This window comes from Clostridium formicaceticum, assembly GCF_001854185.1.
In the GTDB taxonomy this organism is placed as follows: domain Bacteria; phylum Bacillota; class Clostridia; order Peptostreptococcales; family Natronincolaceae; genus Andreesenella; species Andreesenella formicacetica.
Map to the genome: position 1 here is coordinate 4,138,503 of NZ_CP017603.1, position 20,774 is coordinate 4,159,276.

Sequence of the window (20,774 nt, forward strand, 5' to 3'; positions counted from 1 at the left end):
AGCTTTTATAAATTTATCGTAAAGATTTTCTTGTCTTCTAATATTTTAAATGTTATATTCCTAGCACTGTAGCCATTGGCCTCATCCTCTCCTTCAATTCTTGTTGCAAAAATGTATACATCACTGCCTCTTTCCACATACCCTATAAACCATCCAAGAATGCTTTTATTATTTATCATTGAGGTGCCAGTTTTCCCATATAAAATACTACCTTCATTACTACCTAGCTGTATTGCCTTTTTTACACTATCAATATTTTCAGAAGAAAAAGGCATTGCATAGGTGTAAAAGTTCTTAAGAAACTCCACCTGCTGAAAAGCAGAAATTTCTAAACTTCCTCCAAACCAAAAGGTATTCACATCCCCCTCTACCTTTTTGTTGCCATAATTCAATGTATTTATATATTCCCGCATTTCCCTCAGTGTCACTTGTTGATTAGCCTTCTGAAAATACCAGTTTGTAGAGTGCTGGAAGGCTGATGCCAAGGTATGATCCCTATTCCAATCTTCGAAGGGATAATTTATTCCATCCCATTTTATAACTGTATTTTCATCCTCTATTTCCCCAGTTTCAAGACCTATTAAAGCACTAACAATTTTAAATGTTGAGAAGGGAGATGCTTTCTTATTGCTCATTTCTTCATTAAAAATATAATACTGCCCTTTCTTGATATCTAACATAACAAAGGTTCCTTCATATCCTTTAAAATATTTACTCAGATCCTCTTGTACTATTTCTTGTGTTAAATCCACCTCTTGTGAAAAAACAGTCATGTTAGAAGTGGTTTTGGGACTTGTTAGCAAAGCACATCCTATAAAGAAAGATACTACTAATTCTTTTAACTTTATCTTTCTATTATCTTTTTTAAAATCCACAATAGAGTAAATTCTTCTTCTGATACAGTCACCAGTACTACCAATACCCTTAATAAAAGAGGCAACAGCAGGAGAAGGAAATGTTTCCAGAACCCTTATAATTGTCCTACCATAATCACTATACTCATGGGCTTCTAAATAGGAAAGTACAGAATGATCACAAGCTATTTCACAATCCTGTTGCATATGATAAAACCCATACCATATAATAGGGTTAAACCAATGTAGTATTTTAAAAAAACATGTAATCCAATTAATATACACATCCCTGTTTTTATAGTGGGTTAACTCATGTAATAAAACATATTCTATTTCTTCTTCGCTAAGTTTTTCCATAATATTTGCAGGCAATAAAATATAAGGACGTATCATACAAACAAAAGCTGGAGAATAAATTTCATTGGTTTGTATAAGCTTTATATCTTTTTTTATACCAAAAAAAACTTTACACCTTTCAAACAGCTGTAATAAGCGGGGATTCTCTACATCGGTGTACTTTTTTAAACTTGCTGAAAATTTTATATTTCGTCTCATTATATAAACAAACGCAATGATTACACCAACTATCCAAATTACAAACAATATCCTATGCATAAAAAACGAAACCTGAAGGCTTCATAGTATCTACCCCTTTTTAACATGCTTTTTTTTATCTAAAATTTCTTTTAACTCTTGAATTTCTTCTTTTGTTAAATCATGGTTTTCTAAAAAATTAGCCAACATAACTTGAAGCCCACCGCCATATACCCTTTGGAGAAAAGATTGAGTTTCTGCCTTTATACATTCTTTCTCCATCACTAAAGGAAAATAAATATAGGTTCTGCCTTCTTTGTAAAAGGAAATAACTTTTTTCTTAACCAACCTGCCCAGAAGAGTTTTAACCGTCTTAGGCTTCCATGTTACAACGCCTTCTAGCTTTTCTATAACGTCATTTGCAGTAATAGGGGAATGTGCCCAAATTATTTTCATCACTTCCCATTCCGCTTCTGGTATTCGTGGTACTGTCTTCATAATAGCCTCCTCCTTAGATCATTATTGTATATTCTTTCTTTTCTAATGCTGCTATCAATATTTTACTTATAATTTGGTTAAAGGTTATAATAGATTACAATTGTAATCTAATTTTGTCAATATATTTTTTGTTTTTTCAAATTAATTTCATCCATCCTCCCATTTCTACTACGTAAAGCATCCTAAAAAATCAGGCTCTTTTTGATGATGAAGAACCTGACTTTTTTAGTCCTAATATTTTACTGAAAAATCATTAAACCCTCTTCTCTAAACGCTTCAAAGGGTATATAGAATTGCCACACATTTTGAACATCAGGGTTCAGTCCACCTGACCTTAAAAGGATATGCATATTATATTCATCAAAGAAAAAATCCGCATTGTCAATTGCGCTATCTAGATCTTGCAACTCTGAATCAAGCAGCTTTATATCGTCTATCTGGGTTAAAATACTTTCTTTTATTATTTTCTTGTAGTCAACTTCTTTCTTAAATAAATCTTTTAGACCCAGTTCCTGCCCCGTCTCTATGTCAAAGCAATAATATTTCCTTTCTTCTGATGTTCTACGGCCGTCAAAAAAAGTCACATCATAGCTTACAACACATAATAGACCCCCTACATTGGCAGCAATATTCAAATACCTGCTTCTTTCTGCTGACACTTGTTTCTTAGGAGAATCTTGATAGCGTTTCATGGCTTTTTCTTTGAAATCCGCCACATCCAATTCTCCAAATAAAGCATTTAATTTCTTTTCCACCATCTCGTTTGATAGACCTTCCAGCACCATTGTCTGAATCATAATTCTGTACTGAGGCTTTTCTTCCTGAATAAAACTGTTTTTTATTTCAATTGGATTGGGAAGCAACTTCTTACGCAGTTTTTCTTTTTCATAAACGCCACCTGCACCAACAAAATATTTATCATAAACAGCAATGGCACCATTAAAGTCTTTGAAAGGAATGGTAATATACTGTCTAGTATCAACAAATTCACTGTTTCTTTCGTCAAATACAATCATCAGCATACTGTCAGATATGTAGAAGGGTTGATTTTCATCAATGCCTTGGAAAGGTCTACTAAGAATTTCTTCCTCAAGATGATTCCTTAATATATACTGAACCACCCTTTCATTAATCATTTCAATTCCGTCGGCACCATCTACAAACAGATCTTTTATACCAAGCTTATTACCTGTTCTTAAATCATACAAATAAGTGAGGATTTTATCTTCATATTCCTCATCACTAAGGATTTCACTATAATGAATATTCATTGCCAAAACATTGTTATAGTTGGCAATTACAGAAAAACCCCACCATTTTTCAATTTTTTGTGTTGGTGTATTTAACTCTGAAGATTCTCTGTTTGTTATAGGAAGAGGTTTATCAATAAATTTTTGAGCCTCTCCCCATAACTCCTTATTGATTTTATCCTGAACACTTTTATCCAAGAGCCCTTTTATCTCAGGACAGCTCACCCATATATTGTAGCTTGGAAACTCTTTTGTATACTCCCTTGACGCAATTTCAATACCATTTACATAAAGGTATTTCCTTGGAAGAACAGGTTGAAAGGAGGAAGTTCTTTCCTCCTCCACAGCAACAGCTGTATTTTCACCTGCAGGATTCTCTGTCTTCACCATAGATCCTCGATGACATGACGTAAAGATAAAAGATAAAACCATCAGGATTACAAGCAGTTTAGTTTTAATCATATAAGCCACCTTATTTCACTGGAATATATCCGCTTTCTTGCGCTACTTCTTGTCCTTCATCGCTTAAAAGCCATTCAAGGAGAAGCCTTGCAGAAGAATCCGATGTTTCATCTTTTCTTAAAACTGCATAATAGGCACTGCTAAGGGGATAACTATTGTTTTTTATGGTTTCCTTATCGGGTTTTACCCCATCTACTCCAATTAGCTTTATAGTATCTTTGGTGTACATTGTACTAGCGTAGTAATATACTGAATAACCTAGTGCTTTTTCAGAATTGTCATAGCCTGCCACCCTTTCAATCAGTTCCCCCATGTCTTCTGGCTTAAACTCTGTGGGAGCATCCATTATCTCTAAATCCTTCATTACTACATTTTCCATAATGGTCTGACTACCGGAATTTTTGGGGCGTTGGTAAGGTATGATCTCTATATCCTCTCCCCCGACCTCTTTCCAATTGGTTATCTTGCCTTGATAAATTTCTTTGATTTCCTGCAGTTTAAGGGAATTTACAGGATTTTGTGTATTAACCAAGAATACAAAGGCATCCTTTACTACAGGGACAACTTCAAGCTCAATTCCTTTGTCCTCCGCCAGTTGAAGCTCTTCACTGGAAGGTTCAGTAACAAAAATAATATCTACATTGCCTTCTATTAAATTTACATAAGCAGAATGGGTTTTATTATGAACTATAAAACTTTTTGTTTCTTCTTCCGTCGTTTTAAGCAGACGCATTACAATTCCTTCTGACAAGGGTATGGTAGCCGTTGAACCATCGATTCGAGGAAAAATTTCCCGTGAGAAGCTAATTTTATCAGAATTACTTAAAGAACCTGTTTTTCCAGTGGAATCTTCAACAGGCTGTGTAAAACTACAGGCAGATAATACGAGCATCCCTATCAATAATAGTACAAATAACTTAGCTTTTCTTTTCAAATAAGATCGCTCCTTTTCCATATTATAATATTTTTTACTTTTTTTACTAATTTTATCATGTAAAAGTTCTATATTTCAATAGGCAGTTTGTTTGAACAAAAAAATGGCAAAAGCCGCATACTGTGCGGCTTACAAAAACTAAACATTCAATTGATAACAACAAAATACATAATAGACAAAGAAGCTGTCTGCCTAAAGATTAAAATACTTAAGTAAAAATCTCCTAAAAGTACATAGAATTAGCGACTATAAACGATTTTCCCATCAATCATAGTTAAGAAAACTTTTGTATTGATATCAAAAGGCCTTCCATCAAAAACCACTAAATCAGCATCATACCCTTCCTCCATCTTTCCTATTCTTTGGTGGCATTCCAATATTTCAGCAGGATAAGCTGTAATACATTTCATAGCATCTGCCTCACTTAATCCTTCAGAGATAGCTAATGCTGCAACAATCCTCAACTGGTCTATGAGATTATAAGGATGATCTGTTATCAGCGCTACCTTGACGCCTGCTTCAATTAAATCCAGTGCGCAGGTATAATCTCTTTTCTTTAGTTCAATCTTCAGTCTCGGTGTCAACATAGGACCAAAAGCTACAGGAACCTTTCTTTCTTTTAGATATTCCTTCACCAAGTTAGCCTCCGTACCGTGTTCAATTACCAGTTTGCTAATACCAAACTCCTCTGCAATTCGGCAAGCTGTCACAATATCATCTGCTCTGTGGGCATGTGCCCTGAGGGAAATCTCTCCTTTTAATAAAGGCATCACTGACTCTAGTTGAATATTTCGTTCTTTAAGCTTATTGTTTTCCTTCTGTACCATATAATCCTGTGTCCGCATAAATAGTTCTCTAATTAAAGCAGCAGTAGCCATCCGAGTAACAGGAGCTTTATTCATTTTCCCATAGGTACTCATTGGGTTTTCACCTAAAGCAATTTTTAATCCTACTGGATTTCTGATGATCATTTCATCAATAATCTTTCCATAAGTTTTAATAGCCGTACTCAACCCTCCTACAGCATTGTTACTGCCAGGACCCGTCATCACAGTGGTAATGCCTGATTTTATCGCATCCTGAAAGGCGAGATCAAAAGGATGGATCGCATCTATACCTCTCATATGGGGGGTCACGGGGTCAGAAGTTTCATTATTATCGACACCGATCTTCCCTGTTGCTTCTTCAATGATACCTACATGAGTATGACAATCAATTAAACCTGGTAGAACATATTTTTCCTGCACATCAATTACATCTGTACTGCTGACATCATAATCTATTTCTTCAGATACTTTTTTTATCTTTCCTTGGCTAATGAGTATGTTTTTCTTTGTGACGCCTTTGTCTTCCGTATTTATTAACAAAGCATTTTTTATCAAAATAAATTGCAAAGTGATCACCTCAACATAATTAGTTACCATTCCTTATTATGTGCATAAAAAATTCCTCCATACAGGAGGAAGTCAAATCTAAATTTTCATGTTTATTGTACAAACTATAGGATACTGCTTCCTATTTCATCCCTTAGAATTTAATAGAGTTTTTGCTCCATAAAAAAACCGCATTTTATGCGGCTTTTTTTATCACGTATTCCTAATGAAGCATATGGTTACCAATTCATATTTTTATATATAGCTTTTACTACTTCGGGTCTATCCAAAGAATAGATATGAAGTCCCTCAATGCCATATGTCACCAAGCCTTCGATTTGTTTACATGCATAATCGATTCCCGCCTCAAACATAGAATCTTCATCATTTTCATACTTGGCTAGGAGTTTTTCTAGATCTTGTGGTATCTTAGCTCCGCACATGCCTACAATTTTTCTAATAAGCTTGGTATTGATAGCTGGCATCAATCCTATGGAGATGGGGATATGTATTCCTTTATCCTTTATCTTTTGATGAAAATTGAAATAGTTGTTATTATCAAAGAATAGTTGCGTTACTAAGAAATCAACACCTTTTTCGACCTTATCTTTGAGATGTTCTATATCTTGTTCTTCACTTACGGTTTCAAAATGCCCTTCAGGATAACAAGCAGCAGCAATAGAAAATTCATTTTTTCTATTTTTTACAATAAAATTAACCAAGTCAGCTCCGTAGTAGAAATCTCGTTCTATTTCTTTCTCAAAATCCTTAGGCGTATCACCCCTTAAAGCAAGAACATTTTCAATATCGTTGGCCTTCATCGTATCAAGTGTATTTAAAATCTTCTCTTCGGAAGCTGCTATACTTGTAAGATGCACCATTACTTCTGTATTAAACTGGTTCTTTACCAAAGAAGCTACATCTAAGGTTTGTGTAGTTTGTTCAAAACCTGAAGCACCACATGTTACACTAATAAAAGCTGGGTTGTATTGCACCAATTCTTCTACTACTTTAATAATAGACTTAAAAGGCAACTTGTTATTATGGGGAAAAATTTCAAATGATTTTACTAATTCCTTTTCTTTAAAATACTCTTTAATTTTCATTACATCACCTCTATATCATTTTATATACTACTCCTTAGCATGAACTTCATTCATCCTTACCATTTAAAAATTTTTTACAACCTAGCTTAGGTGCAACAAGACGCTGCCCTATCCTTAGGATGACACCGTCTAATAGATTCATCCCCCCTCTATCAATCCATAATTTCCCAAAATTTCTATTGCTTTATATCTTGTTTTTATTTAGTATAGTATATATCTTTTAGTAATAATTCACTATGACAATGATCACGAATTAAAAATATTTTCGGTTTATTCAGATATTTTATTCTTTTATTTATCCCCCAGCATCCTTACTGAGCACTGAAGTTAGCCAACAGATTTCTTGTTAATTGTTTCTTGGTGAACTTTTATCAACTAGTCTGATTCAGTTTTCCTGAAGGTGTGTAAAAAAAGCCGTATCAAGCCCATCGACTCAATACGGTGATAAAAGAATAAATTTTATTTTGAAAACAGATTATATAGTACCTGTGCCGTCTCTGCCCGTGTAGTTGTCGTCCTAGGCATAAGATTGGTACCATCTCCTTGAACAATGCCAGCTTCTACAAACAGCTTCATCGCCTTTATTGCATAGTCGGCAATATCACCTGTATCATTAAATTCCTCAAGAGATTTATTAGCACTTCCTGTCGCTGGTAGCTGCCCTAGTTTGTCCAGCACACGATAGAGGATTACAAGCATATCTTGACGTGTTATTGCAGCTTCAGGTAGATAAAGATCATTACCCACGCCTGACACTAATCCCAGCCTTTTTGCTGTCCCAAGATACTCTGTATAGTACTTGTTATCTGCATCAGCGAAGTTGTCAGTTATATGAGGGTCCAGCGCTACGTCGTAGGATTTCATCACCATAATTAAAAAGTCAGCACGGGTCACGTTATTTTGTGGAGCAAATTTTCCGTCTCCTATACCCTTTACAATACCTCTTTCATAAAGATTGTCAATGGCCTTTATGGCCCATGCATATTGATCATGAACGTCTGTAAAATAAGTAGACTGATTTTTACTAATAATCAGTTCCCTGCTTTCATTATGAAGCCTATCAAGAGCAGTAACTGCATAGGCTACTTTGTCAGGATTCGTCACTTCCTTGTCTATAAATTCCTGGATAGCTTTATCACTTTTCCGCACTGTCCCTATAAGCTTTACAGCACTTTCATCAGAATGGATATCGATCTTGCTATCTTTATTTATTCGATAGATGGCATAATATGCTGTTTTTGCATCCTTATTCACCCATGACAGCTTGGTACCTTCAGAGAAAACTTCTATCCTTCCCTGTGTAGGTTTTTGGGGAGCTTGTCCTCCCTTCCACGGCATCACAGGAACTAGTGTCTTTGTTAACCACAAATCCTCCTTCATCCTATTTACAACATTTTGTTTATTGTCGTCACTAAAGTTTCGAAACCTAAACATAATGCTCCCCATAATTTCTGGCTTCACAACATTAAATTTCAACTGTCGAATAAACTCTTCTACAGCATTATTTCCCTGAAAATATTGGTCAGCATTATCATTTATCTTATAAAGTGCCTGTCCTACATAAAAATGTACATTTCTCCCTCTTATAACTTCTGACCACCAACTAGCAACTTCACCGTAGGGTGCGCTAGGATTTGCAAAGGTAAAATAAATCTGAGGTGCGATATAGTCTATAATTTCCTCTTCTACCCATTTCTTCGTATCTGCAAAACTTCTATCATAATTAGGTATCCCAGCACTTGTATTGGAACCACTGGGGTGTCCATCTTTTTTATTCCCCCAAACAGCAGCAGGACTGACACCAAACTTTACCCAAGGCTTTGTTGTTCTTATTTGATTTGAAAGCTCCTTCACTAGCAAATAGGTATTATTTCTTCGCCAATCGCCTATAGTAGAAAATTGACCTTCATTATATTTCATAAAGGTATCTTGATCTCCTAACTCTCCCATATAACTTTCATAGTAAAAGTAATCATCAAAATGTATGCCATCTACATCATAATTCTTCACTACTTCCATCACTCTTTTTGCTACCCATTCCCTCGCGTCAGGAATTCCTGGGTCTATGACAAACCTAGACATGGCAGTCCTTATCCAATCGGGATGCTCTTTGAAAACACTTTTGTTTATATTCAGGGACTGAATTGTAGCATCATTGGTATTCATCGATATCCTATAAGGGTTAAACCATGCATGAAGTTCAAGGTTACGTTTATGTGCTTCTTCTATAGCAAAAGCCAATGGATCAAAGCCTGGGTCCTTGCCAAAAGTTCCTGTAAGGTAACGGGACCAGTTTACAATCTCCGATTTATAAAAAGCATCTCCTTCAGGACTTACTTGAAAAAAGACAGCATTCATGTTCATTTCAACTGTTTTGTCTAGAATGCCAATAAGTTCTTGCTTCATTTTTTGTATCCGTTCTTTATCATTTTCTATGCTTCTAGCTTCTACAGATGGCCAGTCCAAATTGATAACCGTAGAAATCCAAGCACCTCTAAGATGCCTTTTTGTAACAGGTGTTTCACTTGGTATGTACTGTGTGTATTGATCCCACGGGTTTGATGCTGCAAAGCTCTGAATAGGCAAAGCAGCCAATATCAGCAGCATTGCAATACAAACACTGATAAACTTTCTCAAGTTAACTTTAGAAAACATTTAAATCCCCCTTTATATGTAGAACTTTCCAGATTGCACCAGTAAAACCTCTTCTTCTTCAGGTTTTCATTAACAAAACTAAATAATATAAAGTTTGTTTTAGTGATACATAAAAATTAGGAAGCAATTTTTCATTGTAATCACCCTGCCTAGTGATACAAAATTCTTGGTTCATCTGGTTAATGCAATTATATCAAAGCTTTAAGTTAATTTGTAGGCTTTATAGCTGCCAAATACTCAAAAAATTGGCACATAAGAAAAATATTTACAATATCACAAATTATAGATACTAAGCAGGTAATTTTCTTTACTTACCGCTGAAGCGATGCCATATTTATAGCAATAAAGCAATCAGACGACTGTTTCATCAAACTTAACAGACATTTTGCTCTGACATATATTAACGTGAGCTTAGTGATACTTTTCTACATTATATACGTCTTAACGCCTTGATTTCTATTTTAAAATAGTCTGTCTTGCGAAAACGTTTCAATTATTTTAAATGTATATCCTAAATAACTATTGTATGTTTATTCAACCTGTGTTAATATATATTCTGTTGCATAAATATAATCACAAAAGGAGCTTAAATATGATATCAACTAATCGTCGTGACAGTAGCAGATCTTTATTTCTTTTTTTAGTTCCATCCTTCGTGGGAATATTATTATTCATGACACCCATCTTTTATCAGGGAGAAATTACTATCCCAATTGCGATTTTATCAAACTTATTGCTTGATGCCTTAGCAAACCTTATTCCAGCTATAATCACAGGGCTTATGAGTATTTGTGTCATTGGTACTGTGATCAATATGATTTGGAAACCGGCATTTATCAATACCCAAACCTTCACTAAAAATCTATTTAGTGTTTCACCTTTATGGATTGGATTGAGAATTCTAGGGTTAGTTTTTACCATTGCTTCTCTTTTTCAGCTGGGCCCTGAGTGGATATGGTCTGAAGATACAGGTGGATTGCTACTATATGATTTGCTACCCATCCTATTCTCTGTATTTTTATTTGCAGGTATGTTTTTACCATTATTATTGGATTTTGGCTTGCTGGAGTTTGTAGGTACCTTATTAAGTAAGGTTATGCGTCCTATCTTTACATTGCCGGGACGTTCCTCAATTGATTGTATTGCTTCTTGGTTAGGTGATGGCACCATAGGCGTCCTTCTAACAAGTAAGCAATATGAAGAAGGCTATTATACAAAACGAGAAGCTGCTGTGATAGGGACTACCTTTTCTGCTGTTTCCATCACCTTCAGCCTTGTTGTAATATCCCAAGTTAATCTTGGACATCTTTTTGTGCCATTTTATCTAACAGTAACACTTGCTGGAATTGTAGCTGCTATCATTGTTCCTAGGATTCCACCTTTATCTAATAAAGCCAATAGTTACTTTGAGGTTAGTGGTTGTAATCATGTTGAAGAAATTCCTAGTAACTATACCCCCCTTCAATGGGGCTTAGAACAAGCTATGGTAAGGGCTAGTAAAAATACATCTTCTTCACAATTCTTTAAAAGTGGTATTGAAAATGTACTAGATATGTGGTTGGGTGTTACCCCTATTGTTATGGCTATGGGAACGCTAGCTTTAATTATTGCTGAGTTCACTTCTATTTTTCAATGGTTGGGAATACCTTTTGTCCCACTTTTAAAGCTATTACAGGTTCCTGAAGCCAGTTTTGCTTCTCAGACGTTGGTGGTAGGATTTGCAGATATGTTTCTTCCTTCAGTTATTGGCAGTAGAATCGAAAGTGAATTAACTCGATTTGTTATTGCATGTGTCTCAGTGACACAATTAATCTATATGTCTGAGGTAGGTGGACTTTTATTAGGTTCTAAAATCCCTGTAAGCTTTAAGGAATTAGTGATTATCTTTATTGAGCGTACGCTAATTACGCTGCCAATTATTGTGTTAGTAGCCCATATTCTATTTTAATTTACCCATAGTATTTATGCCATTGATTCCAATAACATCAGAAATATCTTTGTATTGTTTACTGCCAAGTTTTAAAAATCTTAATAAAATATAAAAGCAAAAACGTGCTATATCTTGTCTTTTAAGAGGATATAGTACGTTTATTTTATAGCATAATTATTTCAATACAACAGTTTTAAAATCCTTTGCGTATGTTATAGGTGTGCCTTCTCTTATAAAATAATCATTAGATTCTTGCCAAGTATGATGCTTTTCGTTTCTTCTGATAACAGCGAAGTTATACCGAGACCCTGAATAAACTTTATAACCTAATTCCAAGCAACCTTTAATAAAAAAGTAGTCCTCCCCTCTATTTTCTTTCTGAAATTTCACCTGTTCCCATACCTCCTTTTTAAATACCAAAGTAGCTCCAGCAACCTTGTCTGCATAATCATCTTCAATGAAATCCATATATACTAACTTTTTTTCATCCTCTAAATAAACAAAATAAGCATTTTTGCCGACAATAGCAATATCTTTTTCTCTATCAAATCTCTTCATGGCATCCTTTAAATAATTGGGGCCGTAAAAATCATCATCATCAAACTTAGCAATATAGTCATACTTGGATTTTTCAGTAGCAAAATTCAAACAATCTCCCAACGTAGCTCCCTCTTCTATCTGATATATCGACACATTGTTATAGTTTTCGGCTCTTTCATACCATAAATCAATATTCATATCATCTTTATTTAGCACCACAATTAATTCTTTTTTATTGTATCTCTGCCTATTATAATTTTCAAAGACGTTGTCAATAAAATAATCTCTAATTGTACAGGTTACAACTGAAACCAAACCAACACCTCCTTAACCAATGTTTTTGAAAATATTATTTCGTTCTTGTGATAATTGATGCTCAAATAGTTCAGTTAACTGTCTAAACTTATCTATCTTCTTCATAGACTGAATATCTGAGAAAATTCCCGCTTTCTCATGTTTATTTATACCTGAAGCTTCAAATAAGAATTTATGTCTTATGTCATATCTTAATAAGATAGCTACAGTTTCTAATATCTTAAGAAATCCTTTTTTGAAGTTTTCAAATTCATTAGGATATTTTTCTTCTAAATACTTGTATTCTAATAGTACGCTGTTCATCGATTGTAAATCCATGATTCGTGCCAATTCTAAACCTAGTACCAGTACATCTACATCAGGATGTTTTTTGACGAATAAATAATAATTTACAACAGCTTCATTCCACTTATCTCTTGAAATTGGATGTTCTTGATGATACGTAGTAACTGACTTATTTGTTATAAATTTAGCTCCATTTTTATACAATCTATAACCCAATTCCCAATCTTCATAGCCATATCCAATAAATTCATTGTCAAAACCTCCGACTGCTTCAATAAATTCTTTTTTTACTGAAACATTACCAGTCAAAAATGCCATCCAAGGAAAATAAAAACCTTTAAGCTGATCTCCATAGATTGCCAATACCTCATTGGCAAAGTCATAGTTTTTCGCCACCAATAACTTATATCTTTTCTCTTGTATCTCTGTTTTGTTAAAGAGTATAAAAGGACTACTTTCCTGTAAAGATTTATTCTTCGTGATTTTTCTATAGTAGTTGCATTTTATATATAACTCTTCGTCTACTTTGGCTAGTTTTCTTAAAGTAGCTGCTTGCATCGCATCAAATTTAGGAAAAAAACAAGTATAAACATTTTTCGAATGAAATGCACCTGTTACTACAAGCTTATCATTTCCTTCATGATGTTTGTCATGATTCATTACAAAATCTTCTTCAACAATCATTTCTGCATCTAAGAAAATAATTATTTTCCCTCTAGCCATTTCTATTCCTTTATTTCTTATCTTTGCTCTACCTAAATTCTTCTTGCAGTATATATAGCAAAATGGGAATGATGGTTTGTATTTTTCTACTATTAAATAGCTTTCATCCGTCGATGCATCATCTAAGAAGATCACTTCCATTTTAGTAGTATCATAAGCCTGTTTCTCCAAAGAATAAAGAGAAAATAAATTTAAAGGATATCGATTATGAGAAGGTATAATAATGCTTACTTCTATGTTTGTGTTATTTGTATTCCAAGCATTATTAAAGATTTTCTCATATCCACTATCCACTGAGGAAATCTTATTCTCCTTTTTATTATCGATTGTAGATGTATATTCTTTTCCCATGTTAATCTACTTCCCCCTTTCTAATGCCTGTTTATTGCTTACGCAGTACATTATATAAAGTACAATTTATTTAGTTCCATATTTTCAAACTTTTCTATTGTATCGCTTTTTGGGCATAAAAAATCACCTCCAAATTTATCTCGTCAGATATTTGGAGGTTTCTCAACCACGCAAGCCGTTGCCTTAATTTTTATCCTGACCTGCTTTTATCTACGCTTAAGTATACAATAACCATTAAAAGATTATTTATCAATTTCTTATCCCTACAACAAACTTACTATTTTAATTAGTAGTTTACTAAGCTAAATAACTATGACGCCTTAGCACATACAAGTGTATTAATATTTTGCAATATTGAAGTATCAGACATATTACTAATACTATTATAAAATAGTAGTATACCTTCATTGCTACTACCAAATTAGTAAAAAAGCTTAATAGAATAATAGCATTTAAGAGTATTGCGATAAATTGACAAAACAAAAACCGTTTATTCGTGTTTCTTAAACTTCTAATTAGACATATTAAATAAGCAAAAAAACATATTGCTAGTAGTATTTTATAGAAATTCATAAGTGAAGGCGTAAACCACGTAGCTTCAAAAACATGGTTTTTAAAGACTAGATATCTCACAACACCCATCTTTTTTTTTGATAGCTTCTCCACGATTAATACCACCCCAACCAAAATGATTTGAGTAAATGTTAATAGGTGGACTATAATCCTCCATTTCTTGTTTTTCACCATTTTCATTCTCCTGGTTATTCATTAGAAAGAGACAATACAAAGGAATTATCTCTTTCTAGTAAAATAATTATTTTTTACTTGGTTCTCCTATTTCGATTGAATTTTCAGTGTCAGCATCAGCACTCCACTCATTCCAACCACCATCATACAATGAAATATTCTGTAACCCCATAACATCTGCATAGAATAATACTTCAGCAGCTCTCCATCCAGTACCACAGAAGAAGGATAGTTTTTGTTCTGGACTAATATTCCACTCCTGCCACATTTTTAAGATCTCTGTTGCACTTCTCATTGTGCCATCAATATTTCTATACGCCTCCATATCACGTCCCCAAAGGCTGCCTGCAGGACGACCTTTGCCTGAAATATAAGAATAGCCTGAAGTTTCACCGATATGTTCATCCCAACTTCTAATATCAACTAGAACACTATTTTCTTTATCTAATAAAATTTCTTTAGCATCAGGTAAGTCCACAATATAGTTTGCGTTAACTGGTGCTTTAACCCCGAAGGAAGTAACAGGTGATTTTTCATTGGATTTTATTTCAACTTCGTAGCCTGCGTCTACCCAAGCATTGTAACCACCATTTATAACGCTAATATCTTCTACCCCCATGTACTTTAGAATAACTGCTACTCTAAATGCTGCCATAGAGTCTCCCCCATAAAGAATAACAGTTGTATCTGATGTGATCCCGTTGTTAAGGGCAAACTTTTCTAGCTCTTCTACAGATTTACGATTCCAAACAGGCCCTTCCTCCACTTCATCAGTGTTAATATGAACTGATCCTGGAATATGTCCGCTATTATACTCTTCAGACACTTCTCCCCAGCTAACTTCAAATATTTTATAGGGTGCCCCGTTATTGTTATTTTTTATCAAATCATTAACCCATGATGCTGGTACAAGCATATGATAGTTTTCATAGCTTTCCATGGGTAAACTATCGTCGGCTGCCCACTCCTTTACATCATAAATATAAAGATTTTCAAAGCCTTTTTTAGCTAGATAATCTGCTACCGTTTGTGCATCCTTTCCATTAGCATCATATAAAACAATATTTTTCTCTGCTATAATACCTTTCTCAGCTAAGACTTTTTCGAGCTTTGTTTCTCTATCTTTATCCTCCACCTTTAACCAGTTAGCAGCAAAATCAGTTGCACCTTGAATATGTCCACCTCTTTTTACCCCATCTAACTTCCATCCATTAAAGGCATCATTAATTCTTGTATCTACTATTATCCAATCTTCCTTTAAAAGATTTGTTTTCAATTCTTCGGTACTAATCCTTTTAATTTCTTGGCTTTCCCCTTCAATTTCTTGCGCTATTTCAGGTTCTGTACTTGTGTTTTTGCCACAGGCAGTAAGAATAAGTAAACTAAAGAGTAAAATTAAAATAAATGCTAAATTTTTGCTTTTCATGTTTAGGCCTCCTTGATATGTTATACAGCTTATATAATTATAGCTATGGGTCTTATACAAGTCCAATAGAAATCTTCAATATGCTGTGAAATGATTATTAAATTTATTAATCTAATATCTTTATTAAGTTTTACTTATCACTTATACAATAGCAAATTTTCAAATCATATCATACTTCTTTTATGTATAAAATGTAGATTTTTATTAGGAAATATTAATCCAATAGTCTGGCCTACTGAAAGAACCTCTTGGGCAGAATCTTCTACCAATAAACATGAATCTCCTGTTTTTGCCCTATAGATAATTTCTCTACCAGTTATTTTATAGGACATAATTTTAAAGTTATCTCCCTCGCATATTTTAATTTGCTCTGGTCTTAAAAACAGTTTAGCCTTACCATCTTCTTCAGCCACCCCTTTAAATTCTCCTAATCTACTATAAAAGATATTTCCTTGGATTCTTCCAGGTATAAAGTTACATAGACCCATAAATTTTGCCACCTTATTACTATTTGGTTTATAGTATATGTTTTTAGGAGTATCTATTTGAGCAATGTTACCATCTAACAATATACCTATTTCATGGGATAGGGCTAAACTTTCATTTCTATCATGGGTTACAAATATAATTGTTAAATTAAGCTTTTCTTGAATCTCTTTAATTAACGCTCCCATTTCTTCTCTAAGTTTTGAATCTAGGCTGGAAAAGGGTTCATCCATAAGGAGTATCCTGGGCTCCGGTGCTAGCGCTCTGGCTATGGCAACTCGTTGCTGTTGTCCACCTGAAATCATTGGAGGAAGCCTTTTCTCCAGGCCCTCAATCTGAAGAAGCTTTATAAGTTCAGTTGTTCTTTTTCTAATTCTTTTTGAATCCCATTTTTTTACCTGCAATCCAAAAGCGATGTTTTCTTCCACTGTCATATGGGGAAATAAAAGGGGGGACTGAAATATATAACCTATATTTCTATTTTCAGTTGGATAATTGGATATATCTATTCCGTCTATGAATACGCGTCCTTTATCCTGGCCTACTAAACCAGAAATTATTTTCAATATTGTGGACTTCCCTGCCCCAGAATAACCTAAAATGGAAAGAAACTTACCTTCCTCTACTTGTAAATTTAGATGATCCAGCACTTTTTCTGAGCCATATGTTTTTGTAATGTTTTCCATCACGATCTTCATATTATCACTTTCCTATCCAAAAATTAGTCTATATTGTTTAGTATTTACCTCTTATAATGCTGTTGTCTATTCAAATAAATAGCTATTAATCTTTAACTTTTTCTTAGATACATACTCTGCTACATAGAATATCAACAAGTTGCTTCCTATGAAAATTACTGCTAAAACAGCACCATTACCCACATCAAAGTTATTAATATATGGATACATTAAAATGGCTAAAGTAATCACTCTTCCTCCCCCTATTAAAAAGGTCGAAAAATATTCTGTAAATGAGATTAAGAAACCAATAGAAAAGGATAAAAATATCCCTGGAGCTATTAAGGGAATGATAATTTTGCTATACAAACATAATGGCTTACATCCCAGCACCTTCGCAGCATCCTCTAGTTCAATATTAATTCCTTTAAAAAATGCTATGAATATGCTTATGGCATAGGGTACTGAAATTATCATATGCGCCAATATAATACCTTTATAGCTATTCATCAATCTAAGTCTAATCATAACTGTATGAACCCCTAGAAATAGTGCTATTGCAGGAATAAAAAGGGGAATTGCATAAAGAATTTTGAGAAGTTTTTTCCCTTTAAAATCATGTCTCACCAGTGCTCTTGCAGTCATAACGCCTACAATAGTTGATAAAATTCCGTTGCATATTGCTAAAATTAAGCTATTCAAAATACTTGATATAAATAAAGGATTGTGAAACAAAGCAGTTTTCCAAAACATAGTTGTAAAATGCTGTGGAAGAAGTAATGGAAATCTGTAGTAAGAAAACAATGAAAACAATATTATTAGCACTATTGGTATAATGATAGTTAAAGCTGCTAACAAAAGAAATATTTTCTTCATCGACTTATCCTCCGTAGAAAATGTTTTAGGCCAAACCCATATATACCTACCATACAACCACCAAAAAAAAACAAAATAACATTTAAAGCCATAGTCTGAGGTATAAGTGCAAGATCAGGGTTTATAAACATACTATATAGTCTTGCAGAAATAGGTATAGGGGATATGCTGCTTAACAAGTAATTCACTTCAAAAGAACCCAAGGCATAGGCAAAGATGATACATCCGGTCCAGACGATAGTATTTGCGCAAAGGGGTATATAGATCCTTCTCAATAAAGTAATATTCCTAGAACCCAATGTTCTTCCTACATCTTTATAGATGTTACTAATTCTAGACAAAATATTTATAACAAAGAGTGCAACGAAGGGCGTACCTTTAAAGACAAAAACCCATATGATGCCTATAGCCCTTCTATCAAAAATAAGCTCTGGAAAGCTATGGGGTGCTGTTATCATACCCATGCTATATAATATCCTTGCATAAAAGCCAGTTTGATTCAGTAGCAGCATAGCAATAAAAACAACATATAGGTAAGGAATGATCAAACCTAGCTGCAGGGTTTTTTTTACCAGTTTTTGAATATACTCACCCTGGCAAGTTACAAAGAAGTATGCTATAGCTACACCTAAAACTGAAGTAATTAACGAAGCCGTTAGTGAAATATAAGTAGAATATAAAAGACTTTCAATAAGCTTTTTTTGTGAAAAAACAGAAGTATAGCTATTTATGTTAAATCCCTGAAGTCCAAGAATTGGCACATGTCCAAGACTTTCAATTATAATACTAAATAACCCTCCTCCTATAAAAACACCATATAGAAGAAGGATTGGTAGTATAAGTAAATAAGGTATTATTTTTTTAAAGGTCATTACTACCCTCCTACCTCTTCAGTCCAAAGCTCCTTTATCCAATCTATATATTTCGACTGCACTTCTGGTAATCTTCTATTGGCTAGAAACTCCATACTAATAAAAGCAGGATCTGATTCTACAGTTTCCAAATCACTTAACATTATAGTTTCCAGTTTATTGGTGGAAAAGGCAGGCATATCTCCCCAAACCTCCGGCTTTAACTTCTCTATTTGAGCTTCTGGACTTTGAAGGAAATCTATTACTAAAAGAGCTGCCGCCTTATTGGGACTATTAAAGGGTACAGCTAAATAATGAGAGTTTCCAATGGTTCCTGTATCAAAAACGTAGGTCTGAACTGTTTCGGGATAAACCCCCGCTTTAACTAAACCAGCAGTTTTTCCAATTTCAAAGCCCATAGTCATATAAATCTCACCATTTTTGAATAATTCATCCTGTTGAGCTTGAGATACTGGAAATGCTCTCCCCTCCCTCCAAAGGTAAGGATTCATCTCCTTAAAGTAGTCTATGACCGGCTTCGAAAGCTCTTTGAATTTTTCTTGATTCATATCCTTGAGAAAAGCATCATTATTTCCAACAAGTTCATAATAAGCCGTTCTTATAAATGCCGCTCCTACAAAATCGTCAGGAAGCTTAGGATAGGTAAACTTACCTGGATTTTCCTTTACCCATTCCATTAGCTCTTGAAAGGATTTAGGTGGTTCTTGAACATATTTAGAGTCATAGGTAAAAACAAGCTGTGCCCTTCCCCAGATGGCTTCATATCCTTCGATAGGAATTCCCGTGTCATAATTTAAGTCAGATGCCTGCAAATCATAATATTGATTTAAATTTGGCAATAAATCTGTAAAGGGTCCCCAAAGCAGACCACCATTTTTAGCTGTCCTAAAGTTTTCAGCATTAATCCATACTAAATCTGCACTGCCTGGGTTTAATGCCGCCTTCTTTTCATTTAACAGCTTATTCATAAATTCAGATGCATTCATGGGTATCCTTTTTAAGGTAATACCATATTTTTCTTTAACACTTTTACTAACATATCCATCCATATATTTATTTACACTATCATTGCCACCCCACATGAGGATAGCCACTTCTTTATTTTTCCCATAGTTCAATAGGTCTTCCCATGTGGTTAGTTCTGGATTATCAGTTTGATTTCCCTCACTGCTGCAGCCTGATAAAATTAGCACTATTGTCAGCATAAATATTATCTTCTTAAGTAGGTTCATTTTTACTTCTCCCCCTTTAGCTAGCTTGTTAACATATTGCCATTCTTTGTTGTTAATCAAATAACTTACAATGGTTTAAAACTCTTTTAAAGCGAATAATTCCAGTAATGAAAATAATAACATTGAAGATCATAAGAATTGGGAAAATATAGTAACTAAACAGACCCATTAAAGTAAATATAATAAAGGTTTCTGTTCTTTCTGCAATGCCCACGTCATAGTGAATACTTTTTACTCCCTTATTTTGAAATAAAGTTGCTGCAACGATAAAGGTGGTAAAGTTAAAGATAACTGCTATATAAAAAAGCAAATAAGCATAATTACCTTCGGGAAATTTATATGCAAAGGCCAGTATGTAAAAAGCCTCCACCATTCTATCTAGAATCAAATCCATATAGGCGCCAGCCTTTGTAGATTTTCTTGTTAACCTTGCTACTGTACCATCTAATACATCTAATAGACCCGATAGCCAAAGAAGCGCTATGCTTAAGAGCATCCATCCTTGTATCACAACAATACTTGCTACTACCCCTAATACAAAAGCACCCCAGGTGATGGCTTGGGGTGTTATATTATGAGTAACTAATTTCTTGCCCATTTTGTCAAATAAAGGTTGAAATTTGCTGCGCCATTTACTATCTATCATTT

Annotated in this window: 17 protein-coding genes; 1 reads left to right on the plus strand and 16 read right to left on the minus strand. The window is 34.1% G+C overall.

The genetic code is table 11. The features are described from left to right. Positions 1-5: 5 nt before the first annotated feature. From BJL90_RS19295 to BJL90_RS19325, 7 genes are all read right to left on the minus strand, one after another. A complete protein-coding gene (locus BJL90_RS19295; RefSeq protein ID WP_070972015.1) occupies positions 6-1,469 on the minus strand; it encodes a BlaR1 family beta-lactam sensor/signal transducer in 1,464 nt (487 codons plus the stop codon). A gap of 30 nt (positions 1,470-1,499) precedes the next feature. Next, on the minus strand, positions 1,500-1,886 hold the full coding sequence (locus BJL90_RS19300) for a BlaI/MecI/CopY family transcriptional regulator (protein WP_070972018.1): 387 nt from the start codon (positions 1,884-1,886) through the stop codon (positions 1,500-1,502). Between the two features lie 239 nt (positions 1,887-2,125). Next, on the minus strand, positions 2,126-3,598 hold the full coding sequence (locus BJL90_RS19305) for a polysaccharide deacetylase family protein (RefSeq protein ID WP_070972021.1): 1,473 nt from the start codon (positions 3,596-3,598) through the stop codon (positions 2,126-2,128). 10 nt (positions 3,599-3,608) lie between these two features. Continuing rightward, on the minus strand, positions 3,609-4,532 hold the full coding sequence (locus BJL90_RS19310) for a PstS family phosphate ABC transporter substrate-binding protein (protein WP_070972024.1): 924 nt from the start codon (positions 4,530-4,532) through the stop codon (positions 3,609-3,611). A 239-nt stretch (positions 4,533-4,771) separates the two neighbouring features. Further along, positions 4,772-5,956 (minus strand): amidohydrolase, encoded by a 1,185-nt coding sequence (locus BJL90_RS19315; protein ID WP_070972027.1) that lies wholly within the window; start codon positions 5,954-5,956, stop codon positions 4,772-4,774. Positions 5,957-6,144: 188 nt separating this feature from the next. Then, on the minus strand, positions 6,145-7,011 hold the full coding sequence (locus BJL90_RS19320) for a methylenetetrahydrofolate reductase (RefSeq protein ID WP_070972030.1): 867 nt from the start codon (positions 7,009-7,011) through the stop codon (positions 6,145-6,147). Positions 7,012-7,470: 459 nt separating this feature from the next. Beyond that, positions 7,471-9,666, minus strand: coding sequence for a family 10 glycosylhydrolase (locus tag BJL90_RS19325; RefSeq protein WP_070972034.1), 2,196 nt, complete (start codon positions 9,664-9,666; stop codon positions 7,471-7,473). A 592-nt stretch (positions 9,667-10,258) separates the two neighbouring features. Here BJL90_RS19325 and BJL90_RS19330 point away from each other — a divergent pair. After that, a complete protein-coding gene (locus BJL90_RS19330; RefSeq protein WP_070972038.1) occupies positions 10,259-11,614 on the plus strand; it encodes a YjiH family protein in 1,356 nt (451 codons plus the stop codon). A gap of 156 nt (positions 11,615-11,770) precedes the next feature. On the opposite strand, the gene BJL90_RS19335 is transcribed toward BJL90_RS19330, so the two are convergent. The 9 genes from BJL90_RS19335 to BJL90_RS19375 all read right to left on the minus strand — a co-directional run bounded on the left by BJL90_RS19335 (position 11,771) and on the right by BJL90_RS19375 (position 20,772). Then, a complete protein-coding gene (locus BJL90_RS19335; RefSeq protein WP_070972041.1) occupies positions 11,771-12,451 on the minus strand; it encodes a glycosyltransferase family 2 protein in 681 nt (226 codons plus the stop codon). 12 nt (positions 12,452-12,463) lie between these two features. Beyond that, complete coding sequence (locus BJL90_RS19340) at positions 12,464-13,810, minus strand: glycosyltransferase family 2 protein (protein WP_070972044.1); 1,347 nt, start codon at positions 13,808-13,810, stop codon at positions 12,464-12,466. Between the two features lie 613 nt (positions 13,811-14,423). Beyond that, entirely contained in the window at positions 14,424-14,579 is a 156-nt protein-coding gene (locus BJL90_RS22215; RefSeq protein WP_156778860.1) for a hypothetical protein, read from the minus strand. A 45-nt stretch (positions 14,580-14,624) separates the two neighbouring features. After that, positions 14,625-15,983: a sulfurtransferase gene (locus BJL90_RS19350; protein WP_070972050.1), complete on the minus strand. Its 1,359-nt coding sequence runs from the start codon at positions 15,981-15,983 to the stop codon at positions 14,625-14,627. A 164-nt stretch (positions 15,984-16,147) separates the two neighbouring features. Continuing rightward, positions 16,148-17,167 carry an ABC transporter ATP-binding protein gene (locus BJL90_RS19355; RefSeq protein ID WP_070972053.1) on the minus strand — a complete coding sequence of 340 codons (1,020 nt, stop codon included), beginning with the start codon at positions 17,165-17,167 and terminating at the stop codon, positions 16,148-16,150. Positions 17,168-17,233: 66 nt separating this feature from the next. Continuing rightward, the gene (locus tag BJL90_RS19360) at positions 17,234-18,022 is read right to left on the minus strand and encodes an ABC transporter permease (RefSeq protein ID WP_070972056.1); all 789 of its coding nucleotides are present in this window, start codon (positions 18,020-18,022) and stop codon (positions 17,234-17,236) included. Continuing rightward, positions 18,019-18,894: an ABC transporter permease family protein gene (locus BJL90_RS19365; protein WP_070972059.1), complete on the minus strand. Its 876-nt coding sequence runs from the start codon at positions 18,892-18,894 to the stop codon at positions 18,019-18,021. Before BJL90_RS19365 ends, BJL90_RS19360 begins: the two co-directional genes overlap by 4 nt. A gap of 2 nt (positions 18,895-18,896) precedes the next feature. Next, a complete protein-coding gene (locus BJL90_RS19370; protein WP_070972062.1) occupies positions 18,897-20,126 on the minus strand; it encodes an ABC transporter substrate-binding protein in 1,230 nt (409 codons plus the stop codon). A gap of 52 nt (positions 20,127-20,178) precedes the next feature. Further along, on the minus strand, positions 20,179-20,772 hold the full coding sequence (locus BJL90_RS19375) for a CDP-alcohol phosphatidyltransferase family protein (RefSeq protein WP_070973428.1): 594 nt from the start codon (positions 20,770-20,772) through the stop codon (positions 20,179-20,181). Positions 20,773-20,774: the final 2 nt, after the last annotated feature.